The 24852-nt window shown below is 33.8% G+C and carries 22 protein-coding genes; 12 read left to right on the top strand and 10 right to left on the bottom strand.

Annotated features, from left to right (window positions below):
• Positions 1–331 precede the first annotated feature (331 nt).
• From V7M80_RS10765 to V7M80_RS10740, 6 genes are all read right to left on the bottom strand, one after another.
• The gene (locus tag V7M80_RS10765; RefSeq protein WP_291283745.1) at positions 332–520 is read right to left on the bottom strand and encodes a hypothetical protein; all 189 of its coding nucleotides are present in this window, start codon (positions 518–520) and stop codon (positions 332–334) included.
• Positions 521–542: 22 nt separating this feature from the next.
• Entirely contained in the window at positions 543–1094 is a 552-nt protein-coding gene (locus V7M80_RS10760) for a DUF6934 family protein (RefSeq protein ID WP_333696028.1), read from the bottom strand.
• Positions 1095–1375: 281 nt separating this feature from the next.
• Positions 1376–2425, bottom strand: coding sequence for a hypothetical protein (locus V7M80_RS10755; protein WP_333696026.1), 1050 nt, complete (start codon positions 2423–2425; stop codon positions 1376–1378).
• A gap of 161 nt (positions 2426–2586) precedes the next feature.
• Complete coding sequence (locus V7M80_RS10750; protein ID WP_333696024.1) at positions 2587–2949, bottom strand: hypothetical protein; 363 nt, start codon at positions 2947–2949, stop codon at positions 2587–2589.
• Positions 2950–2952: 3 nt separating this feature from the next.
• Entirely contained in the window at positions 2953–3411 is a 459-nt protein-coding gene (locus V7M80_RS10745) for a Panacea domain-containing protein (RefSeq protein ID WP_333696023.1), read from the bottom strand.
• A 146-nt stretch (positions 3412–3557) separates the two neighbouring features.
• Positions 3558–3818 (bottom strand): helix-turn-helix domain-containing protein, encoded by a 261-nt coding sequence (locus V7M80_RS10740; RefSeq protein ID WP_333696022.1) that lies wholly within the window; start codon positions 3816–3818, stop codon positions 3558–3560.
• Positions 3819–4443: 625 nt separating this feature from the next.
• Here V7M80_RS10740 and V7M80_RS10735 point away from each other — a divergent pair.
• Genes V7M80_RS10735 through V7M80_RS10725 form a run of 3 tightly spaced genes read left to right on the top strand, consistent with a single transcriptional unit; the run spans position 4444 to position 11363 of the window.
• Positions 4444–7437, top strand: a complete 2994-nt coding sequence (locus V7M80_RS10735; RefSeq protein WP_333696021.1) for a SusC/RagA family TonB-linked outer membrane protein — start codon at positions 4444–4446, stop codon at positions 7435–7437.
• Between the two features lie 49 nt (positions 7438–7486).
• The gene (locus tag V7M80_RS10730; protein WP_333696020.1) at positions 7487–8860 is read left to right on the top strand and encodes a RagB/SusD family nutrient uptake outer membrane protein; all 1374 of its coding nucleotides are present in this window, start codon (positions 7487–7489) and stop codon (positions 8858–8860) included.
• Between the two features lies 1 nt (position 8861).
• Positions 8862–11363 (top strand): S9 family peptidase, encoded by a 2502-nt coding sequence (locus V7M80_RS10725; RefSeq protein ID WP_333696019.1) that lies wholly within the window; start codon positions 8862–8864, stop codon positions 11361–11363.
• Positions 11364–11425: 62 nt separating this feature from the next.
• Here the strand turns inward: V7M80_RS10725 and V7M80_RS10720 are convergent, their stop codons facing one another.
• The 4 genes from V7M80_RS10720 to V7M80_RS10705 form a co-directional block, all read right to left on the bottom strand.
• Positions 11426–11698, bottom strand: coding sequence for a hypothetical protein (locus V7M80_RS10720; protein WP_333696018.1), 273 nt, complete (start codon positions 11696–11698; stop codon positions 11426–11428).
• A gap of 79 nt (positions 11699–11777) precedes the next feature.
• Complete coding sequence (locus V7M80_RS10715) at positions 11778–13253, bottom strand: MauE/DoxX family redox-associated membrane protein (RefSeq protein WP_333696017.1); 1476 nt, start codon at positions 13251–13253, stop codon at positions 11778–11780.
• A gap of 105 nt (positions 13254–13358) precedes the next feature.
• Positions 13359–14294 (bottom strand): helix-turn-helix transcriptional regulator, encoded by a 936-nt coding sequence (locus V7M80_RS10710; protein WP_333696016.1) that lies wholly within the window; start codon positions 14292–14294, stop codon positions 13359–13361.
• Between the two features lie 19 nt (positions 14295–14313).
• Positions 14314–14697: a DUF7793 family protein gene (locus tag V7M80_RS10705; RefSeq protein WP_333696014.1), complete on the bottom strand. Its 384-nt coding sequence runs from the start codon at positions 14695–14697 to the stop codon at positions 14314–14316.
• A 244-nt stretch (positions 14698–14941) separates the two neighbouring features.
• Between V7M80_RS10705 and V7M80_RS10700 the strand changes: the two genes are divergently transcribed.
• The 9 genes from V7M80_RS10700 (at position 14942) to V7M80_RS10660 (ending at position 24824) form a co-directional block, all read left to right on the top strand.
• The gene (locus V7M80_RS10700; protein ID WP_333696013.1) at positions 14942–17368 is read left to right on the top strand and encodes an aminotransferase class I/II-fold pyridoxal phosphate-dependent enzyme; all 2427 of its coding nucleotides are present in this window, start codon (positions 14942–14944) and stop codon (positions 17366–17368) included.
• A gap of 31 nt (positions 17369–17399) precedes the next feature.
• Positions 17400–18236, top strand: a complete 837-nt coding sequence (locus V7M80_RS10695) for an RteC domain-containing protein (RefSeq protein ID WP_333696012.1) — start codon at positions 17400–17402, stop codon at positions 18234–18236.
• 284 nt (positions 18237–18520) lie between these two features.
• The gene (locus V7M80_RS10690) at positions 18521–18811 is read left to right on the top strand and encodes a helix-turn-helix domain-containing protein (RefSeq protein WP_333696010.1); all 291 of its coding nucleotides are present in this window, start codon (positions 18521–18523) and stop codon (positions 18809–18811) included.
• Positions 18812–18927: 116 nt separating this feature from the next.
• Positions 18928–19788, top strand: coding sequence for a transcriptional regulator (locus V7M80_RS10685; protein ID WP_333696009.1), 861 nt, complete (start codon positions 18928–18930; stop codon positions 19786–19788).
• A gap of 223 nt (positions 19789–20011) precedes the next feature.
• Entirely contained in the window at positions 20012–20635 is a 624-nt protein-coding gene (locus V7M80_RS10680) for an ATPase (protein WP_333696008.1), read from the top strand.
• A gap of 76 nt (positions 20636–20711) precedes the next feature.
• Positions 20712–21341 (top strand): hypothetical protein, encoded by a 630-nt coding sequence (locus V7M80_RS10675; RefSeq protein WP_333696007.1) that lies wholly within the window; start codon positions 20712–20714, stop codon positions 21339–21341.
• Between the two features lie 590 nt (positions 21342–21931).
• Positions 21932–22228: a helix-turn-helix domain-containing protein gene (locus tag V7M80_RS10670; protein WP_333696006.1), complete on the top strand. Its 297-nt coding sequence runs from the start codon at positions 21932–21934 to the stop codon at positions 22226–22228.
• Between the two features lie 8 nt (positions 22229–22236).
• Positions 22237–23484 carry a type II toxin-antitoxin system HipA family toxin gene (locus tag V7M80_RS10665; RefSeq protein ID WP_333696004.1) on the top strand — a complete coding sequence of 416 codons (1248 nt, stop codon included), beginning with the start codon at positions 22237–22239 and terminating at the stop codon, positions 23482–23484.
• Positions 23485–23522: 38 nt separating this feature from the next.
• Positions 23523–24824, top strand: coding sequence for a patatin-like phospholipase family protein (locus V7M80_RS10660; protein WP_333696003.1), 1302 nt, complete (start codon positions 23523–23525; stop codon positions 24822–24824).
• The last annotated feature ends 28 nt before the right edge of the window (positions 24825–24852 follow it).

The following is a 24852-nucleotide window of genomic DNA, read 5'->3' as shown; positions in this document are numbered from 1 at the left end:
CATAAATCCAACCCCTTATGTAGAGACCCACAACCCAAGCAACTATAAAACCTAAAATCTTATACCATTCCATTCCTCAAAAATAGAACGGTGCTTTGAGAATGCTATCATTCTCAATGCAGTTACTCCCGAATTGACAAGAAGTTATCCCAATTTAACAAGTTTATAAACATAAAAAAAGATACTCAAGCATCTTTCATTATTCTCTTATTTTATTAGCAGCTATAGATATCAAATACACTTTGTATATTTTATCGATAATATATTATAAAAAATGCCCACTTAAAAAGTGAGCACTATATAATAAAATAATATTCTTAATTTTTACATTCTATTCTTTCGCTAATTTAATAGCAATAGAAAGCTCTTTTCTAAAAACTTTTGCATCTCTTTCTGTTCGAATAGACTTAGATAAATTATCATTAACCATTCTGTTAGAACTCTTAGCAATAGAATTAGAAACACTACCTTTAGCTAATGCTTTAAGATTAGTAATCTTATTTTGAACTGTTTGTCTCATAGTACAAAGGTATTAATTTATTTTAATTATTTAGAGAAAAGATATAATATCTATATAGATCTCTAGGATTTCTTTTTAAATCAAATGGTTCAGGTCTTGGTTTAAAAAGTGGTAATCCATCACTATCTCTTTCAATATCTGTGCCATTTCTTAGTAGTTTAACATACCAATCAACACCAACTGTAACGATGGTATCAGATAGAGTGTCGCTATTATACCTAAACATCCTATGATAAAGATAGGCTCTTCTCTCATCAGAACCATCTATCCCTATAGAATAGTTTTCTTCCTTATTAACCTCTAAAAATGTTATAGCAAAAAGAAGTATAGTCGAAAAAACTTTGTTTATGTTATGATGAGGCACAGCAATTGAGTCATTTATTTCATTATCATCTCCTAAAGGACCAAATGCTAAATTAAATACATTAGGTAAAAAAGGATCAGGGTGTTCACTTATCAAGACATGCATCTCTAAGTTTGTACTATTTTTTAGTGGAGAAATAAACGTAAATCTTTTAAAATCTTCACTGGCAGAAACAGCATCATAGGTATCATCTAAGTCAATTTTTATCATGTAAAACTTTTATTTTATTATCAAAACCTAAAATATTATACCATTCCATTCCTCAAAAATAGAACAGTACTTTGAGAGTGCTAGTATTTTCAAAGTAGTTACTCCCGAATTGACAAGAAGTTATCCCAAATTGACAAATAAAAAAATAGGAGTTTAAATTCTCTTGAAATTCGTCTAATAATTTTACTTAACTCCGTAACTTATGAATAGAACCACTACTTAGCCACGGTTTACTTTTTCGTTTTGATCATACAACGAAACCCCAATGTTATATGCTGTATTTATTTCAGTAAATTGATGATCTCTGGCAAATCGGTTTTGCTTTCTATATACCAATCTTTTAGAGTTTTAAAGTTTACTGATAAATAATGTTTTTCCATTTTTATGCCTTTGATATCAACTACACAATTTTTTGAATATTCAAACATAGGTTGAATTCTTGGATCTAATCTTAGATTGCTAAGAATTTTTATTAAAGGTAAAAAAAAACTTTTTTCAAGTTTAAATATATCATAGTTTCCATCATTAAGATATGGTAATATTTCTGAATTGAATAAATCAAGTATTGGTTTATATCTTAAATCATTAATTGGATCAAAACCTAATTCTTCCTCCAAAAGAATTCCATAAGTTACAAATTTCCTTTGTAAAATTTGAAGATTTTTTGAGAGACTTGTTGTAAATGAAGACACATTGTTTTTATATTGTTCAAATTGAATTCTGTAGTTATTATTATGACTTTTAAGGATTGTGATAAAACCATTTATTGAATTAGAATTTTCAATCGCAATTTCATCCTTATTTTTTTTGAAACATAATAAATACTCAACGAGTTCTGATTTATCTAAAGAACTAAAAATTTCACAATCTAAAGTTGTGATTAACCTTGGATTTGGTATTGCAAAAATTTCTTTTTCATGCTCTAATAAAAAAGCATCAATATTACTAATTTGATTTTCTATAGGCTTACCTAAAACTTGTAGTTCTGATAACCATCTCTTACCAGATTTTTTAATTTTATTTCTTTTATTATTATAATCAATTAGCTTATTAATACCAATACCTAATAAAAGTGTTATGATTGGAAAAATATATTTGAAGTAATCAGTACTATCCGTGTTTTTTAGATAAATAATAGTTGAATTATCTGAACTACTTTTTTTATTTAAAACCAAGGTATCTTTCAATTCATAAATATTATCTTTTATGGAATCTTTAGATTCACTTTTAATATTTATTGTTTTTACTGAATCAATCACTTTTGAATTATATTGAGAAAAACTATAATTTGAAAGAAAAAGATATAAATAAAAAATTGCTCTTATTTTCATTCGTTTCGATTAATATTACCAACAATGATTGATAGCTTGGTGATGTGTGGTATTTTTAAAGCCAAATCTTTCGATTAATGACTAATTTTCCTCATACAAGATAAATTTTAAAATAAGTTAGTTCGACAATATAACCTAATAACAGTTACAAAATATTGTTATTATTCCGTTTTATTCGTATTGATTTCATTACCCCCGCCAGGAAATAAGTCTTTAAGTATAATGTAGACTAAACCTAAAACTTGGACTGTAGTGGTGGTTAAAAGAGTTACCAAAACAGTATCACTTAAATTATAATGATTACAATTATTTCCCACAAGAATTAGTATGACGGACACAATCCAAAAAATTATAACAATTGTAAAAACTTTTGCTAAATTGTCTCTTAAAACAGTGTTACCTCTGTAACGTTCTTCTTCGGGACTAATTGATTTGTTCCATAGTTTTACGTCAGATAAAGCTTCATCTATATCAGCATCCCTGAAGTTATCAGGTATATTGTCAGGCAATCTACTTAAATCCATCTATTAGGAAGCTGACTTTAATTTTGGAGAATAGTGTTCAATTATAAGATCATCAGGAATTTCAGAGTTACAATCTCTACAATAGACCTCTCTCCAAGGAGTTTTTTCAGCGTGTGTCATAGCACTTAATTCTACACCATTATATTTACCGTATAAACTCCATATTTTATCTAAAAATTCAGCATCCTCGCTTGAAATAACTTCTTCTTTATCATTAGGTAAAGGCTTTTCAACTTCGATTGTACCCTCACTCTTTATTACTTTGTATAAAGAAGGAAAAACCGGTCCGTACTTCCAAGCCTGAGCTTTTTCAATTGTAAGTGGATTTTGTTTCCCTTTCAAAGTGATATACCAAGCATAAGAAATATATACCAATTTTATCAACTTCATTGAAGTTAGTTTTCCAAACTTGGCTTTCTCTTGTATAAAGTAGTTTGCTATAGTTGTTGGACTGTATGCCATAATGTTGTTATTAACTTTTTAATGTAAAAACATTTTTTGTTTCCACAAAGATACTAAAAACAAGACAATTAACAAAATTGCAATTAGTCTGTATTCCCTTTATATATTGGTTTTTCAATATATTAAAAAAGATGCTCTTAAGTATCTTAATTTCTAATATCGTCTTGTCTTAAATCAAAGTCAAAATCAAAAAGTTCTTTAGGTTTAACATTTAGACCATACATTAAATTCAAAATCGTCTCCAATGTTATATTTTCAGTGCCTTTTTCAATTTTACTAATAAAACTCGCATCTAAATCACAATTATCAGCTATTTTTCTAAAACTCAATTTTTTCTCCTTCTTAATTTTACTCAACTGATTTGCAAATTTCAGTATAAATTCTTTTTTTGTTTCTTCATCAAGCATGTTAGTATATTTTTAAGCAAATTGCCTAATTTGAAGAACAAATTCGTGGTAATATATTACCACTTAAATATTTTTTTATTATATTAGCCCCGAAATAATTAAATTTGCGATTCTTCATTTAAATAATTGAAGCATTCGCTTTGAATCTCGCTTTTGAAAACTGGTAATTTTTAATGGGAACGAGATGATAAGTAAGATGCTCACGTCAATACCGGCGTGGGCTCTCTTATTGTTCCCCGGTATACCAGTACCTCAAAGGCAGTAAGTTGAGTTCCACGCTTTTTTATTTCCCATTGGTTCTCACTTCATTCTTAGCACTGCTTTATTTTTCAAAAAGTTTCGCAATAGGTCTCATCAATTAATTTTTTAGTTAGTGGGAAAGATGCCGCTCAACCTTGGCTGCAACAAGCACGAGCGGCATACTTTCCTTAACCTTTAAAACCAGTCGCCTATGCTATAAAAAAAGAAAACAGTCTCAGTTTCTCAGTTTCTCAGCTACTTAGCACCTCAGCTACTCAGCTACTCAGCCACTCAGTAACTCAAAAAAAGGTCCCCTAACCCGTCGCCAAACTAGATAGAGGACCAAAGCAAACAAAACCAATGTTTCATTTAACTAACCAATTTTATGAATAAAATTTTAAAAAACCAACAATCCAAAGCATTAAGTTACCTATGCCTACTCGCATTACACTTAATAGCTTACACTACAACAGCACAAACTCAGCAACCCATCACCGGAACCGTCTCCGATACGCAAGGAACACTACCCGGAGTAACCATCCAAATCAAAGGCAAAGCCTCTGGAACACTTACCGACGAAAACGGTCAGTTTTCCATCAACGCCAGCCCAACAGAAGTTCTAGTCTTTTCTTATGTCGGTTACAAAACAGTCGAAATCACTGTAACCAACCAAACAACACTAAACATTCAATTAGAAGAAGATACCACCACATTAAAAGAAGTAGTCCTCAATGCGGGCTACTACTCGGTAAAAGAAAAGGAAAGAACAGGAAGCATTTCCCGAATTACATCAAAAGATATCGAAACCCAACCCGTTACCAATGTCTTGGCTGCCATGCAAGGGAGAATGTCAGGTGTAGCAATAACACAGTCAACAGGGCTTCCCGGTGGTGGATTTGCTATTCAGGTCAGAGGCTTAAATTCCATTCGAGGTACGGGTAATGATCCATTGTATATTGTCAATGGAGTTCCTTTTGCATCACAAGCTATGGGAAATGCCGAATTAAACAATGGTGTGCTCCAAAACCTTGCCAACCCATTAAACTGCATAAACCCTGCCGATATTGAAAGCATTGAAATACTGAAAGATGCTGATGCAACAGCCATTTATGGTTCAAGGGGAGCTAACGGCGTAGTCTTGATAACAACCAAAAAAGGAAAAGCAGGAAAATCACGTTTTGATGTCCATGCGGCAAGCAGCGTGGGTAAGACAACCAACCGTATGAAATTATTGAATACAGAGCAATACCTAAACATGCGTCAACAAGCATTTTCAAATGATGGGTTGACAGAATACCCTTTTACAGCTTATGATGTGAATGGAACTTGGAGTCAGGACAGATACACAGATTGGCAAAAAGAATTGATAGGAAAAGAGGCAAGGGTCAACTCCTTACAGCTATCGCTTTCAGGCGGAAGTCAGGAAACACAGTACATCCTTTCAGGAACTTTAAGAAACGAAACAACAGTATTTCCCGGCGATGCAAGATACAAGAGAGCGGCACTTCACACAACGGTATCCCATCAGTCAAAAGATGAAAGATTGAATGTTCGCTTTTCTATGGACTATGCCAATGATAACAACAACTTACCAGGTGCAGATTTAACTCGGGATGCCTATACCTTGGCTCCAAATGCTCCAGCTCTCTTCAATGCAGAGGGAAACCTGAACTGGGAAGACGGAACTTTCGAAAATCCATTGTCCTATTTAGAAGGCACCTATCAGACAGATACACAGAACCTCATAGCAAATACCTTTATATCCTATAAGCTCGGTTATGGTTTCGATTTTAAATCGAGTTTCGGCTTTACAGATACGCGTTTGTCAGAAAGCAGAATTAGGCCAAGTACGATGTACAATCCAATATTTGAAGTAACCAGTGCCGATTCGCAATTTATAGTAAATGACAGCAAAAGAAGATCATGGATTTTTGAGCCACAGCTTAACTGGACTAAAAACTGGAATAAGGCAACATTCAATGTATTGGTGGGAACAACTTTTCAAAATCTGCAACAGGAAGCCATTGCAATTGACGGCTACGGTTTTCCAAACAACGCAGTGATTTCAAATCTATCAGCGGCAACTTTCCTCACTATTCTAGACAACAGTAATTCCGAGTATAGATACAATGCAGCATTTGGTAGGTTCAATATGAACTGGGATGGCAAATATATTGTAAACCTAACCGCAAGAAGAGATGGTTCAAGCAGATTTGGAGACAATAAAAGATTCGCCAATTTTGGGGCTATTGGTGCGGCTTGGATTTTCTCAAAGGAAAAATTCTTGGATAACAATGAAGTGATAAGCTTCGGAAAAATCAGAGGTAGTTTCGGAACTACTGGAAACGACCAGATAGGCGATTATCAATTTCTAGACACCTACTCTGTAACAGCAAACATTTATGATGGAATAACAGGCATGGCTCCGTCAAGATTGTTTAACCCTAATTTCGGTTGGGAAACAAATAAAAAAATAGAAGCCGCTTTAGAACTTGGATTCTTAAAGGATAGACTATTCTTAACCTCAGCTTTTTTCCGAAATGTTTCAGGAAATCAATTGGTCGGTGTGCCTTTGCCGGGTACAACGGGTTTCACTACAATTCAGGCAAACCTAGAAGCTACTGTGGAAAACAAAGGATTAGAATTTGATTTTCGTTCAGTAAACATAAAATCCAAAGACTTTAATTGGACAACAGCAATAAACCTATCCTTCTTGAGAAATAAACTGCTGGAATTTCCGGGTCTCGAAGCCTCAACCTACCGAAATAATTTTGTAATTGGTGAATCCTTAAACATCAGCAAGGTATATCAATCCACAGGTATTGATTCGGTCACTGGTCTTTATACTTTTAATGATTTTAATGGGGATGGCACCATCACTTCAAACGAAGACAGACAGCTAATTTTTGACCGTACACCAGAATATTTTGGAGGACTTTCCAATAATTTGAAGTATAAAAATTGGACACTGGATTTCTTATTTCAATTCGTAAAACAAAAAGGTCAGGATGTTTTGGCAACCTTTCCGGTAACAGGTTCATTTTCAAACCAGCCTACCAGTGTACTGAATAGTTTTCCTCAAAATGGAGCTACAATCCAACAATACACAAGTGGCGAAAATCCTGAGGCAATAAATGCTTTTAGCAATTTTACACGTAGTGATGCAATGATAACAGATGCTTCCTTTATCAGATTAAAGACAATTGCCTTAACATACCAACTGCCTGCATTTATAAAAGGAGGTAATGCAAACATCTACCTACAAGGACAAAATTTACTAACATTCACAAAATACAAAGGTCCAGATCCCGAAAACCAGTCAGGGGTTTCACTGCCACCTTTGCGTCAAATAACACTTGGGGTGCAACTCTCTTTTTAAAGAAGGGTTTCAACATTCCATATAAAATAACCATTAAATGAAAGATAAGATGAAAATACAAATTAAATATTGGATAATTATAACAACCTTCATGAGCTTGATGGGTTGTGAATCTTTTATCGAAGTAGAGGCACCAAACAATCAAATCTTGGCGGTGGATGTATTTACAACCAAATCCGGAGCAGAGTCAGCTTTAGCAGATATATATGCTCGCATACGGGAAGAAGGTGTAGTAACAGGAAACACGGTTGGAGGAACAGTGATAATGGCGGCTTATAGTGATGATTTAATATTCTTCGGAACAAATACAACACTACAGCAATTTGCAAACCATACATTGATTCCTTCCAATACATCCATAAATACCATTTGGCGTACAACCTATGCTCATATTTATGCAATTAACGCGTTTAAGGAAGGAGTAGCAAATTCAGTGAATATAACAGAAGAGGATAAAAGTAGGTTTCTAGGCGAAGCACTGTTTCTAAGAGCCTTTTTACATTTCTACCTTGTCAATTGCTATGGTCAAATTCCGTATTGTACCTCAACAGATTATACAATAAACCAAAACATTTCAAAAAAATCAGAATCAGAAATTTACAACCTCATCCTTCAGGATGTAACCGAAGCCAAAGAGCTTATTCCTGAAGATTACCCTACTGCTGAAAGAGTAAGACCTAACAAGTCGGTTGTGGATGCTTTCTTAGCCAGAGTCCATTTATACAATCAGGATTGGCAAGAAGCAAACGATGCTGCAACTGCCGTTATAGAAAACCAACTTTACAGTTGGAATCAAGACATTGAACAGGAGTTTTTAAGAGACAATCCGTCAATAATTTGGTCGTTGCATCCGGGATTGCCAGGATTAAACACGAGAGATGCCCGTAGTTTTGTTTTCGCTTCTGGTCCTCCTACACGTCCTACTTTAGCACCTGATTTGCATAACGCATTTGAAACAAATGATTTTCGCAAAACGGCTTGGATTAAAACAATTCAAGGTACTGGAGGTCCGTGGTACCATGCCAACAAGTATAAAAAAATAACCAATACAGGAGTTTCAGAAGAATATACAATTCTATTCAGGCTGGCAGAAATGTATCTGATTCGGGCAGAATGCAAGGCAATGTTGAATGATCTAGAAGGAGCAAAAGACGACTTAAACAAAATCCGAAATCGTGCAGGAATAGTAGACACAGGAGCTAACACACTGCAAGATGTGTTACAAGCCATTCTAAACGAGAGAAGATTGGAACTTTTTACAGAGCAGAGCCATCGCTTTTTCGATTTAAAAAGAACTGGCAAGGCAAACGAAGTGCTTTCAATAGTAAAACCTAATTGGAGGGAAACAAATCGTGTTTTTCCGCTTCCCGAAAATGAATTGTTGCTGAATCAAAATCTACTTCCTCAAAACCCAGGTTATTGATATGAACAAGATAACTATGCTTTTAGGACTGCTTTTGGCAGTCCTAATGGGCAATGCCCAGTCAAAAGGAAAAATCCCGACCAAAGATTTTCAGATATGGGTAAAACTGAATAATGAAAAATTGGCATCAAACGGAAAATGGATTTCGTTCACGATAGCTAATACTTCTGGAAAAGACACTTTATTGTTGTTAAATACGGTAAACAATCAAGTCCAAAAGATACCAAGCGGTAGAAACGGAAACTTCTCACCAGATGCTAATTGGTTTACCTATAATAAGGGTAATGAACTAGTGCTGATAGACTTGAACAATAACAAAGCAAGAAATTTTAGCAATAATAAAAAAGCAATATTTTGTAAAATGAGCGGAAGAGCAGCTTTGCTAAGTAAGGACTCCATGTTACAAGTGTTTAGCAAAAATGTAACAAATCCAAAAACATTCTCAGGTATTTTAGACATGGCATGCAACAAGAAAGGGGATTTGGCTTTAGCTACAGCAAAAGGGATCGAGTTGATGAAAAAAAAAGAAACAAGTGCTATGCTTTTGACAAAGAGTAAAAATGCTACTGGACTGCTTTGGGATGATAAAGATGAAAATCTATTCTATTTTGAAGCAACAGCAAGCAATAAGAGTACATGGGCGGTTTTCAATGTAGCAAACAAAAAAGGGAAAAATATAAGTGAAGAAAAACGTAACGCGTTAGAAATTGAAATCCAAACAAATAGACCATTGTTATTAGCCACTGAGATAGGCAAAGGTTTTGTTTTTGCAAAAACCACAAGAACGTTGGACGCAACAGACGACTCATTGGTTGAAGTTTGGGAATCGTTAAGTCCTTTGCAATACTATTCCCAAAAAGAATTGGAAACAAGTGCAGGAAATCCCAAAATGTACATTTGGGACTTAGAAAATGATGAATTAAAAAAAATGGTGGCAGATTCCCTGCTGAGGGCTTTCGTACTGCCAAATAGGAAGTATGTTTTAGCTTACAATCCTATTAGCAGAGGGCAATTGCAATATGCAAATCCAGTGGCTGATTACTATCTGTATGATACTAAGAAAGAAAGCTACGAATTACTGCTGAAGTCACAAACGACAGCAGTTGGAAAACTGATGCCGTCTCCCGATGGAAGATATTTGGGGTATTTCAATCAACAGGGATGGAATCTTTATAATCTCAATTCAAAAAAGCACAGCCTCATCCTTGATAGGAAATTCATGGAGGAAAATACAATTGCTGAAAATGAAAATCTATCATGTTACGCTTGGTCAAATGATGGTAAGTACGCTGTTTTAAACATAGGTACTGATTTTTGGTTGATAAGTCATGAGGGTAACGAAAAGATAAAGATGACAAATACAGCTGATTCTCATGCTGGTTATAGGTTGGTGAATGAAATGCACAAGAACAAAAAGCAATTTTTAAATGAAGAAATAGCCTATCGAACCATCAATCTAAAAGCAGGCATTTACTTTACAGCTTACAATCCTGATAAATCCATGTCACTATACAAATGGACTTTAGAAAAAGGACTACATCTGATATACAAGAGCGAAGGAAAGATAGCAATAGCTTCAAAAGACGAACAGGGAAAGAAAATCCTAATTAGAGAGGAAACGGCACAGAAACCGCCAATAGTGATACTGCTGGACACAGAAACAAAAAAAAGTAAGGTACTATACCAATCAAATTTGCATCACACCAAATATGATGATCCTAGAGTGGAACTAATGGCATACAACAATAATAAAGGTCAATCATTAAATGCATTGTTGCATTACCCAGTCGGATATGATAAGGCTAAGAAATACCCAATGATCGTGTACATCTATGAAACATTGTCCCAAAATAGACAGGAATACAATTTTCCTTCAGAGTACCATCCCACGGGTTTCCCATTGGCGAATTACACAAACGATGGATATTTTGTGTTGCAACCGGATATTAAATACAATATAGGCGATCCTGGAGAATCCATGTTTGATTGTGTAATGAAAGGAGTTGAAAGGGCTTTGGGAACAGCAAACATAGATTTTAAAAGAGTTGGAATCATTGGCCATTCCTATGGAGGACATGAAACAGCTTTACTAATCACAAAGACACCATTTTTTGTGGTCGCGGTTTCAGGTGCAGCTTCTACAAACATGATAAGCGATTACCTGAGCCTGAATGAGATTACAAACGACGTGAAATTTTGGAAGTTTGAAATGCATCAATATAGAATGGGATCAAATCCTTTTGATAAGTTGGAATCCTACATTAATAACTCTCCTGTGATGAATGCTCAAAAAATCACAACACCTTTGCTAAGTTGGTCTGGTAAAGCCGATGGTACGGTTGACTTTCGTCAAAGTGTTGAACTTCATTTGGCTCTCAAAAGATTAGAAAAAAACAACACTTTTCTTGTTTATCCTAACGAAGGCCATATTCTAACCAATCCGAAGGCTCAGTATGATTTAACACAAAGAATTAAATCTTGGTTTGACTATTATCTTAAATAAATTCAAACATTAAAAAATACCAAAGCCAAAACCAGTAAAGATTTGGCTTTGGTATAAACAAATTATTGATCAATCTCCCACAACAAAGTAGGACATGAAGTGCCACTTATGTTCATTCTTCTTAACTGAACAGAACCAAAGTAACACGGCTTTCCATTATCTGTAGACTGACATTCAACAAATTGGTTAACACAATTCCCTGGCGACACCTGAAGATGCCCATCATAAATTGTCAAAGCACTTTCTTCAAGAACTGGCTTGAAAGCAAAAGCACTGAAAATAGCGAGACCAAATGCAAACAGCATCAGTGTTGGTCTTAAAAACAACTTTTTCATAATAAAAAATTTAAATTAACGATCTACTCTGTTACAGGTTTTCGATCTTCCCCTGACACTGCAGTATATTTTAATTTGTTTAATAAAAATCCTTTTTAAATCTGTAGGTTCTGATATAATTACCGTTAAGTGTATATATTAAATCTTGCGATATCTTAAAATCCTTTACTTTACTTTGTAACTTATCATCTATATAAAAACTAAATTGATAGGTATTGTTTGTGAAGTCATAAACATCTATAATGGAATTATTGTCCCAATTTTCTTTAGGCTCATAACGCCCGAGTAACCCGGCATGTATATAAAGATAATTGCCATAGGTTGCAGTTCGTTTATTAACAGTAACTGCGGGTTCAATCAATTTTGAGCCTTGTTTGGATGCAATATATTTTACTTTAATTTTTGCCTTACTAGTGGTGTCTATGGTTTTGCCATATTGATATTCTTGCAGAAGGGTATCACAAACAGCATATTGGTTTCTGTAATAATAAGTATATAATATCTTATTGTGTTGCTTATTATAAAGATGTGTACCGTCTGTATCAAACAGCCCATCAACTTGTTTGATAAGTATTGATGAGTTTAATGCAACTTTTACAGAATCTGTAACTACCAATGTGCCAAGCACACTTTGAAAAGTTTCACTACTGATAGCTCTAATTGAAGCCCTACTTTTATTAATAGGAACAAAAGAAGTAAAATAAGCTTCACGGTCAATATAAAGTGAAGCTTTCCAATCATCAGTACTTCCTTTATAAACAAAAGCTTCTGTTCCATCCCAAACATAAAAGTAAGGAGGATCAACTGTTAAAGTCAGACTTTTATATTTAAGAGTTGATTCTGGCAAAATTATATAATGTTCCTTTTTGTAATGTAGCGAAGAGTCTATTTCAGTTACGATTAATGGTGCGGTATAATTACCTAAATATACTTTGTCAGGGCTAGAACCAGCTATGTAATAAGAATTGAATTTTAAATCCATATCATTAACAAATTTTGTTGGGTAATGTGGAAAACTCCTTGTGAAATTATTTCGTTCTTGTTTCATCCATTCAGAAGTATGAAACAATACATAAATTGATAATAAACTAACTGTAAATAGGAATAAAAGTCTAATACTGGTCTGTTTTATAAGTGCGTTATTCTCTATATAAAGAGCTAGAGTGCCCAAAATCACAAAAAACATATTAAAATAAAGATGTTCTTTCCAATTTAATTGTTCTAATATTCCTCCGCATGAACAAGGTACATTAGGACTAAAATTAATCATTACAAAAATGTAAGCTGAGAAAGTACTCATTAAAAAGGTGCTCAAATGCAAACTCGTCCTTCTCGATTTAGGAAAGATTAAAAAAAAGGCAAGTAGTAATTCTAGGATAGGGATAAAAAACGAAATAAAACCAGCAAAAGAGCTTATTAAAGGTGATTGCCCTAACTGAACTTGAAAATTTTCAAAATCTAAAAGTTTACTAACTGCAGCATAAACAAAAAGTAAAACAAAAAGCAGACAAATAAGCTCTAAAAATATATTCCGTAGTGTAACTGAAAATTTCATCACTCAATAGTTTCTATTCTATGGAGTAAAATTCATAATTAAAAATGTAAAACACTTGTTACATCGGGAGGTTTACTTATCCAAAAAGGATAAACTCACTAGTAATTAATCAGTTGTGTCATAAGTATCATTAACAACACTTCGGACAACTTCATTGGGTGATATTCCAAATTGCTTTTTAAACGATTTTGAAAAATTAGGATAGTCGGTAAAACCATTCATCATAGCAATATTCTTTAAGGGTATGGTAGTTTGCTGAATCATTAGGCAGGCTCTTTTCAATCGTTCTAAAGTGTAAAACTTATAGATACTGGTTTTAAAGAAATGCCGGAATCCGTCTTTTAGTTTATATTCATTGGTACCAAAATACTTAGACAATTCTTTCAAAGAAGGTAATGGCTCTTCCAAATGGGCAAGTATATAATCATAAACTTTTTGAATCAAAAGAGCATCTGTTTTTCTGGAATTAGTTTGCTTTTCTAATTCTTCAGTATTTTTTGATTCTAATGAAACGTTAGTATTTTGAGGTACTGACACAACAAAACTCAAAATAAGTTCATCTCGGTTAGACAATTTGGTGATTGAACAATCGGCAGTAAATATCAGTTGATCTTTAGTTAAAAACTGTAAAGGAATCATCGTTTGAGTAGAAATGTTATCATGAAAAGCTTCTTTAACAATATTCAATTTCTGATAGGAATCAGGAGTTAAAAATGTTTCTAGAGAATGACCAATCAGGTCAAAACTCTCATAACCTAATACAGTAAGTACTGCTGGATTAAAACTTTTAACAAAAAACAAATGGTCCAATAGCAAGTTAGTTTGCGTAATAAATCGATAGGTGCTGTGAGGATTTACATAACCGGCATGGAAAATAGATTCTTTCATTTCTTCAGCAACCATATTAACTAAAACAACCAAAGTTTCCAATTCGTCATCATACGAACTCAAAGGAATTCGATTGCTAAAATTACCCCTCGCCATTTCAAATAACATTTGATGCAAAGCAACAACTCTATCCTGATTATGAGATTGATTCATTGGTTTATTGTCTGAATAGTTATAGATAGTTTTTTAAATAAGCGATACCTTCCTCTTTAGTAGTAAAAAGTTTAGTTGGCACAGTGGGCTTGCTTACTTGCAGATAAAAATTACTAATAGTTAAAGATACTTTCTGATGTACTATCAAACCCACAGCTTTTGTCAATAAGGAACCTGATTGTGCTAGATAATCCCTACCCGATTTGTCCGTATCGATAATGCCTCTGATATCACATAGCACTGGATAGTATTTCTCATTTTGAAATTGAATACGATCAGCCACAACTCGTTTTGCAACATTCAAATTAAGAATGGTATCAGGTTTATATTCAAAAAAGAGAATGCCGTTTTCAACCCAAAATAGGGCATGCTCATTCTCATAAGTGTCATGAGCTGCAATCATGTTTTATGGAGTGTTGGTTAGAATTTAACAAAAATAAAAACAATTTTAATCATTCTTATTGTCAATTTGGGATAATTTGATGAAAAATATAAGATTTCTTGTCAAATCGGGAATATAACTTGTCACAAACGGAGCAATGAATAATGTAATACAAATCATATCAAATTTTATATTGAAATTTAAAAACTAAATCATGATTAGAGCAATTTAAATAAAAAAACTAACTAACCAATTTCAATAAAAAATGGCAAAAATCAAACACAACAATTTCATCGATACGGTCGATGAAGTTTTATCAGGTGCAAAAAATGTAGGTGTGTTGCATCTCTACGCAGAAGACAAAAAACTAACAGGCAGAACGATTCAAATCAAAGGAAAAGAAATGTATCACTTTGGAACAACGGGCTACTTAGGTTTAGAGCAAGATGATAGGATCAAAGAAGCGGCTATTCAGGCAATAAGGAATTACGGCACACAATTCCCACTTTCAAAATCATACATTTCGCATCCGCTCTACAGCGAACTGGAAGCAAAAATCGAAGAGATGTATGGTATTCCACCAATCATTACCAAAAACAGTACATTGGGGCATTTGGCAATAATTCCAACGTTATTAAGAGATGAAGATGGTGTAATTATGGATCATCAAGTGCATTGGAGTGTACAGAATGCCTGTCAATTATTAAAACTAAGAGGTATTCCCGTGGAGATGATTAGACACAACAATTTAAACATGTTGGAAGAAAAAATAAAACAGCTTTCTTCTAAATGTGATAAGATTTGGTACATGGCTGATGGTGTATATTCTATGTTTGGAGATTATGCTCCTATTGCAGAACTAATTGAATTAACCAAAAAATATAGTCAATTACACCTCTATTTTGATGATGTACACGGCATGAGTTGGATAGGTAAAAACGGCACAGGATTCGTTTTCGATAGTATTAAGGAACTTCCTGAAAATATTGTGGTCGTTGGAACATTAAGCAAAACCTTTGGAGCTAGTGGAGCAACGTTGTTTTGCAAAAACCAAAAACTTCGTGATAAGATTAAAAACTTTGGTGGTCCCTTAACCTTTTCCGCTCAATTAGAACCTGCTTCAGTCGGAGCGGCAATTGCTTCAGCTAATATTCACTTGTCACCGGAAATTACAATTAGACAAGAAGAACTAGCAGCTAAGATTGGGTATTTCAACCATCTACTATCACAAGGCAATCTACCTATCATTTCCAAAAATGACTCTCCAGTGTTCTTTTTAGGAATGGGAACTCCAATAGCATCTTATAATTTTGTCCATCGCTTGTTTAATGAAGGATTTTTTCTCAATCTAGGGATTTACCCAGCTGTTCCAATCAAGAATACTGGTATTAGAATCACGCTGTCAAGTCACAACCAAAAGCAAGACATTCACGAACTAGCAGAAGCAATGAAATACCATTATCCTAAAGCTTTAGAAGAAACAAACAATAGTGATGAAAAAGTACGAAAGGCTTTCGGTCTAAGTCTCGATAATACTATTCATATCAAAAAGCAAACTTATGATGAGATCACAATTGAAGAAAAAAATACGATTAATGATATTGATAAAAATGATTGGAATAAATTAATGGGTAAAAATAATATTTTCGATTGGGAAGGTCTAGCATATCTGGAAAAGGCCTTCAAAAACAGCATAGACCAATACAATAATTGGGAATTCTTTTATTATACAATAAAAGATAAAAAGGGTAAAATATTACTAATAACATTCGGAACTTTTGGTTTGTGGAAAGATGATATGTTAGCTACAGAATCAGTTTCCAAACAGCTTGAAGAAATCAGAAAAACTAATCCGTTTCATCTAACTTCCAAAGTAATAAGCTTGGGCTGTCTTTTCACGGAAGGAAAACATTATTATATCAATCACGAAGAAGAACTGGCTGAAAAAGCAGTAAAATTACTATTAGATAAACTAGAAGAAAAATACAATGATATAAAAGCGGACATGCTGGTTCTAAGAGATTTTGAAGAGAAAAATACTTTGGATAAAGTCATTCAAGAACAAGGATATTTCAAAATTAATATGCCAGAATCTTGTGTGTATAATGCAGAAAAATGGGATAGTTACGAGGACTTTTCAAAAATACTATCACCTCGTTCCCGCAAGCATTTTAATAAAGAGATTATACCTTTTGAAAAATACTATAACATAAAAATTAAAGACAGCTTAAACAATCAAGAAATGGAAGTAGCATATAATCTGTATGAAAATGTAAAAAACAATAATTATGCAATCAATACATTCCAATACGCCAAATCGGTTTTTGAAAAAATGAATGATTGTCCAAATTGGGAATTCATTTTACTACACCTCAATACAGTAGAAAATAGTCCTTTAGTAGGTGTTATGTTTTGCTACAAAAATCAAAACCACACTTACGTACCGGAACTTATTGGTATGGATTATAGATGGGCAAAAGAATTCAATCTATATCGTCAACTACTATTTCAAACCATAAAAAGAGCCAATGAATTAAACTTCTCGCAAATCGATTTTGGGGTTTCGGCTTCTTTTGAAAAAAGAAAAGTGGGAGCCAAAATAATCCCTAAAGTGGCTTATGTGCAGGCTCGCGACAATTATACCATGGAAGTAATGAATACGATTCAAAACGACTTTAAGTCAATATCTTAATACGGTAAACCAATGTGCAACTAATTTTTAAATGATGTTCAAGAAGACAATCGAAGCTTTCAATACAAACTGTAACGAAATTTTAGAATCAAATGATACCATGCTCAATAAAGCAAGTAAAGGAATCATATTGTGTAATCAAACCTTATCCAGTTTAAAAGAGATTGTGGACAAACGAGATTTTAATACAGTTCCCGAAGAAATTGATTTCTTTAAAAATAATAAACCTATTCCTATGAGTTTATTGATTTTCTTCACTGAAGTAAGGTCATGCGAATTGAGAATGCCAAAAGCTGGAACAACCTATAAAGTACAATTTTTACAAAAAGAACTACGTAAAATAAACAAGTTCTTTTATAAAAATGCCGACTTTGTACATTACATGGAACAGGGATATAGTTATTTAGACCATCAATTCTTTACCCGAAACCATCGGAATAATTTCCCATTTACACCAATGACAGATTATTATCAGTTTCCGGAATTTTCAACGGCACAAGATATGCTTTGGGCAAAAGTAAAAGCAATGTATCGTTTCATACATTACATCCGTCAAGCTTTAAAACGCCTGAAAGTAGATGACTCTGAAATTTTTGAAGAAAAAAAGCACAAGGTAATCGTTTGGACAGGTCCAAAAACAGCTTTAACAGAATTAATTTATGCCTTATTTTCCAATGGAGCAATCAATCACGGAGCCGCTGATATCAATTTGATTACCTCATCATTCGAAGATTTTTTCAACATCAAACTAGATAATATCTACAAAACATATTCCGAAATCAAGGCTCGTAAAAGCAGTAAAACCAAATTCTTGGAAGAACTCACACTCAATCTACAACAAAAAATGGCAAAAGAGGATATGGACTAATATCGTAACTACGAAAGCACAAGGCAGTAAACACCTAATTTAATTGGAGTTTACTGCTTTTTTTATTTACAACACTCTAACAAAATGATAAAAAGTATCATTTCTTTTCCAAAATAATAATCAAGTCATATAAAATCAAAAATAAGAAGCCAGCAACAACGGTGCTTGATTAAATTTTGATGTTAAATTTTATCGGTACTACGAAACGTATTGGGATAAAATGAAATAAAATAGAAGGTATTTTGTAATAGTAAAACAATTGATACTAATTAAAATCAAATCCTATGACACTAGAAATCCTAACAAAAGAAGACCTCTATCAATTCAAAAATGAACTTTTAGCTGATATCAAAAAAATTATAAAAGGGGATGATAACGCAACCTCAAAAAAATGGCTCAAATCAAAAGAAGTCATCAAGCTATTAAACATATCCCCAGGAACACTCCAAAACCTCCGCATCAATGGAACCCTAACCTACACCAAAATCGGTGGCACACTCTATTATGACAATGCCGACATCGATAGACTACTAAACACCAACAAAACAAACGCAATACCAACGCTTTTCAAATAAGGTGGAAATTTGTCATACTGAGCTTGTCGAAGTATCTCCTGCAAAGCAGGTCAACGCTTGAACGCAGTTCAAGCAATCAGTCTTAATACTTAATACTCCAATCTTAATACGTCCAAATGAATTACATAAAGCATTTAACCGGCTTCTTCGAAAAAGTAGTACTCGACAAAGCACTAAATCCAACCCATGTCAGCCTATATATGGCCTTATTCCAGTTTTGGAACTGCAACCGCTTCAAAAACCCTATCAGCATTAATCGCGATGAGGTAATGCGAATAAGCAAAATCAGTTCCAAAGCAACCTATCACAAATGCCTGAAGAACTTACACAGTTTGGGTTACATCAACTACGAGCCATCCTACAATCCATTTAAGGGAAGTCACGTCATTTTATTCAATTTTTCCGAAGACCTAAAACCAGCTCCAAAAAGTGAGAGAAAACTAAAAAATGAACCACTTATTGAATCGGTTTCAGAACAAGCGCTGAACAAGTCTTGTACTAGTAATGAAACAAGTACTGAACAAGCAGTAGTACCTTCTATAAACTATATAAACAATACAAACAGTTCAAACGAAAAAAACGTTGCAAACTTGAACGAGCAAGCAAAAAAAATTGAAGAAGAAAATAATATTCAATTAAAAAATCAAAAATCAAAAGAAGAAAAAAGTTCCGCGAAAAAAAAAGAAAAAGAATTTGTTTTCACTTCGAGCAAAGTCGAGAAGCCAACAATAGAAATTGTCAAAACCTATTTTCAAGAAAACAACTTCCCGGGACTCGAAGCACAAAAATTCTTCAATTATTTCTCCAGTGTAGGTTGGCTAGTCGGTGGCAAAATCCCAATGATCAATTGGCAAGCAGCTGCTCAAAATTGGATAATAAACAGCGTCAATTTCAATCACAACACCGACACAACACCGACAAATCGACCAAAACACCTTAACACAGCAACCGATAAAAACTATGCCGAACCTCTTTAACCTGAACTGTCACCCTGAGCCTGTCGAAGGGCTTTGCGTCCCGAAAGCTTTCGGGATTGCGTAATCCTTTGCGGACTTTGCGGTTAAATATAAAACTCTATAAATAGCACAAATGAAATCCGCGTAAATCCATTATAGCGAAGCTATCAAATCCGTGTAAATCTGTTTAATCTGTGTCATCCGTGTTCCAAAACCTTCGCTTTAGCGAACAAAAAACAACCCAATGAATGAAAATATAAAATCCCACTACAGCTATTCAGAAGTCATAATATGGCTAGAAAACAAAGGCATTGAACTATACGGCAATCATTTCAAAATAATAGAAACCGATTACCCAATCGTGTACAAACTCATTGCCTATTTTCTTAAAGACGAACCAACTTGCTTTCAATATGGAATAAACCTCGACAAGGGAATATTATTAACCGGACCAATAGGTTGTGGAAAAACATCACTTATGAACCTAATGAAATACCTAACAGCAACCGAACACAAATTCTACGTAAAACCCTGTCGTGACATCAGCTTTGAATTTATCCAGGACGGCTACCAAATAATCCACAAATACAGCATCGGCAAACTCTACCAATCCGAACCAAGAACCTATTGCTTCGACGATTTAGGCACAGAAAACAACCTAAAATACTTCGGAAACGAGTGCAACGTAATGGCAGAAATTCTATTAAGCAGATATGATCTATTCATCTCTAAAAAACTAAAAACCCACATTACCACAAACCTATCAGCCACAGAAATAGAAACCCATTACGGCAACCGAGTTCGCTCCCGATTAAGGGAGATGGTTAATTTAATAGCATTTGAAAAAACAGTTCAAGACAAAAGATAAAAATCAGTAATAATCCGCGTTTCGCCCCGGCGAATCTGTTTCATCCGCGTTCCAATAACCTTAGCACCTCAAAAAAATGAATCCAATTCAAAACTTCTGGCAACTATTCCAAAAAGAAAACATAGCTCTCTTTCTTTTAAACGATCTTCCAAAAGAAGTCACTTTAGAAAAATTAAATGCATTAACCCAAGTTATGAAAGAATACAACAAAGATTTGGGCTACATCATAAAATCCGGAACCGAGAAATCCGAACTGATTATAACAGCCCACGGAAATCCCTATCTGTTCAAAGAAGTAGAATTATTGGTCTTTCACGCCCCAAAACTGGAACGTTGGAAAATAACAGCATTTCTACAACCCGAAATAGATATAGATGCCTACGAGAACGGCACCGATAAACCACTAGAATTTTATGGTATTAGCCTAAGGATTAGTGAAATATATTTTCTACCATTAGAAGTCCCTGGAAAACCACACGAATTTGGCATCAAAGTATTACTCAAAAACTACATTGTTCATAAAGACAACCCGAGACTTAGAGAAGCTTTATACGTTCACATCGAACATTTAATCGGTGAAAAATCCTTTGCAAACGACCTATCCTTCATAGAAATAGACCAACTAAAAAACGAAGATTTAGAAGACGAGTGTGTACTTGAATTATACAATCTAAAGTTTTTCATTGACTCCTTTGAATACGATTAAGTTTTGGCATTAAATCCTATTCATTGCCAAAGCTTAACTGATAAAAAAGATGTTTCGTAGTAAAATAATCAGGTTCAACCTGACAAAACAACTATAAATGATCATAGACCCTATTGCATATCGCAATGTTCAATATTTGTCTCAATTATTGAAAAATAGAGTAGTGAAGACAAGAAAGTGGGTAGAAAAGGTGGGTAGATAATTAACCTACAATCTCTTTATGTCGTATTGCTAAGCAGCTGATTTATTGAATAATAAAAAATAATAATTTTCAATTCAAGAGAAATTAACATCTAAAAGTGGGTGAATAAGTGGGTGAATAAGTGGGTGGAAAAATTGTTAAACAGTAAACACCTCATAAACAAAATAATAAACCTGTTTTTACACAATAAACCACATTAGTTTACTATCAATATTTTAGTTTATCGTTTGCAATACAAAGTATATCTCAATACGCAACAAAAGAAATCTGCTATATAATTTTGGCAAAAAGTAGGTTTTTTTGCCAAAGTTATACCACAACTAAAAACCATTATGTTTGTTATTTCAAACATAAATAGTATATTTGTTCAGAATAACAAACATTTGATATGGCAACAACCAGTAAAAAGCAATCCGTTTTTCCAAAATACGAGAAAGTATTAGAGCAGATGGGAGAAAATATAAAGATGGCTCGTAAAAGGCGAAAACTTACGATGATTCAAGTGGCGGAAAGAGCTGATATTGCGAGATCAACTTTACACCTAATTGAGCAAGGAAGCCCAAGTGTGGCTATGGGTGCCTATTTCAATGTACTACGAGTGTTAGGCCTACAAGATGATTTTCTAAAACTAGCTGCAGACGACGAACTGGGAAGAAAACTCCAAGACCTAGAACTACTTAAATAAAAATCAAAATGTCCACAAAAACCGATATATACGTTTACGCTCATTGGATTGGAATGCAAGAACCAAAGATAGTTGGTATTTTGTCTGCACAACAAGCCAAAGGCAAGAAAGCATTTAGCTTTGAGTACGATAAGGACTGGCTCAAATCAGGACAACAATTCTTACTCGACCCCGACATACAATTGTATGGTGGGCCACAATATCCAAATCAAAAAGAGAACTTCGGGATTTTTCTCGACAGTATGCCCGATACTTGGGGACGCACACTAATGAAACGTAGGGAAGCACAAAAGGCAAAAGAGAAAAAAGAAAAGCCTAAAACACTCTACGACATTGATTATTTGTTAGGAGTTTACGATGAAAGTCGTATGGGAGCATTGCGTTTTAAAACAGATTTAGATGGAGACTTCTTAGACAATAATAAAACAGCTCCCACACCACCTTGGTCGTCCATTAGAGAATTGCAGAACGCAGCACATATCTTTGAAAATGATACGGATAATGAAGAAGTAAATCGATGGCTAACTGTATTGATGGCACCCGGTTCATCATTAGGGGGTGCTCGCCCCAAAGCCAATATTCTAGACGCAGATAAAAGTCTTTGGATTGCCAAATTTCCATCCAAAACAGATACCATTGACAAAGCAGCTTGGGAATTTTTAGCGTATCAATTGGCAACTAAGGCTGGTATTGAAATGGCACCTTGTCGTATGGAAAGAATTTTAGGCAAACACCACACCTTTTTTACAAAACGTTTCGACCGTGAAAACGGAGAACGAATCCACTTTGCATCCGCAATGACAATGACCGGAAATAATGAAGACACCATTCGAGACAACCAAGCAAGCTACTTAGACATAGCAGAATTCATAAGTAATCACGGAGCAAACATAGAAGCCAACCTACACCAACTATGGCGAAGAATAATTTTCAACATAGCCATTTCCAACACCGATGATCATTTAAGAAACCACGGATTTATACTAACCAAAGAAGGTTGGATATTATCTCCGGCTTATGACCTCAATCCTTCCATAGACAAAGACGGCTTAGCCTTAAATATTGATACTGATAACAATGAATTGGATTTCGATTTAGCAAAAAGTGTAGGTAAATATTTCCGTTTAAACAATAATCAAATGGAGGTAATTATACAAGAAGTCTTAGAAGTTACAAACAAATGGAAAACAATGGCAAATGAAATCGGAATTTCCAGAAGCGAACAGGAATTGATGGAAAAAGCATTTAATATATAATATTATCGAAATTTGATATCACGATTTAAAAATAAAGTATGAAAAATGATAGGAGAATAGGTTTAAGTTTATCAGGTGGAGGCTACAGAGCTACAATATATCATTTAGGGACATTAAGAAAGTTAAAGGAAATGGAACTCTTAGATAAAGTTGATGTAATTTCGACTATCTCAGGAGGATCTATAACAGGAGCTCTTTATGGTCTAAAAGGGAATGATTTTGAAAGTTTTGATAAAGGGCTTGTAAGCATTGTAAAAAAAAGCATTATTAGAGGAATATATTTTTCATTTCGATTTATAACTATAATTACAACAAGTCTATCAATAATCGGCTTATTAATATTTTTATTGTTTACAAAATATGCTTGGGCTTCAACACCATTATTATTAATAACGATTTTTATAATAATTAAATTTCAATTTAGAATATTTCCTGTCAGTGAAATAATAAATAGGCTATATTCTAAATGGTTTTTTGAAAACAAAACACTTAAAGACTTCAATAAAACTCCAATAATAGCTATAAATGCTACAAACGTAGAAACAGGAAGGCCGTTTACATTTTCTAAGAATAAAATGAGTGATTCTTCATATGAATTCCCTTCTAATGGTGAAAAATCAATTGAATTTATACCTGATGAATTCCCAATCTCTTTGGCAGTAGCTTCCTCTACATGCGTTCCTTTTGCTTTCACACCTATTTACATAGAAAAAAAATACTATAAAGATGAAAAAGATTATACTAAAATTAAGCCTTGTTTAGTTGATGGTGGTGTTTATGACAATCAAGGTGTTCATAAGTTAACGCATGGTAATAGTTCGTATGTATGTGATATTGTTATAGTCAGCGATGCGGGAAACATGATGCCTAGAATAAATTCTTTCAACAACGTAGTGCAACTTTTAGTTAGGACCAGCGATATTTTTATGAATAGAATAAAAAATTATCAAATGATACAACATGTATATGACAATTATAAATTCAATAAAAAATCGGTTGCTTACCAATCCTTAGGTTGGGATTTTGATAGCTGTATAAAAGGTTTTATAGACAATTTGAAGAGAGGTGCTATTTTAGATGAGGTCATAGATGCTCACAAAATTTCGCGAGAGGATATAGAAGGTAAAAATTGGGAGGTTATCCAAAGTAGCCTTGAAAAAAAAATTAATTATTCAGTTATCAGATTAAAACAACCAACTGTTGAAGAACTTAGAATTGCTAGATCTGTTTCTACCAATCTGAAATCTTTAAGCGATAATCAAATTAACTCTTTAATAAAACAAGCAGCATGTTTAACTGAAATACAAATAAAACTATATTGTCCAATGCTAATTAACTAATATGTTAATTTCAATTTTAAAATTACTT

It is taken from the genome of Flavobacterium sp. (assembly GCF_036759525.1).
Taxonomy (GTDB): domain Bacteria; phylum Bacteroidota; class Bacteroidia; order Flavobacteriales; family Flavobacteriaceae; genus Flavobacterium.
The sequence above is the reverse complement of the archived record's forward strand: the minus strand, read 5'-3'. Positions and strand labels throughout refer to the sequence as shown.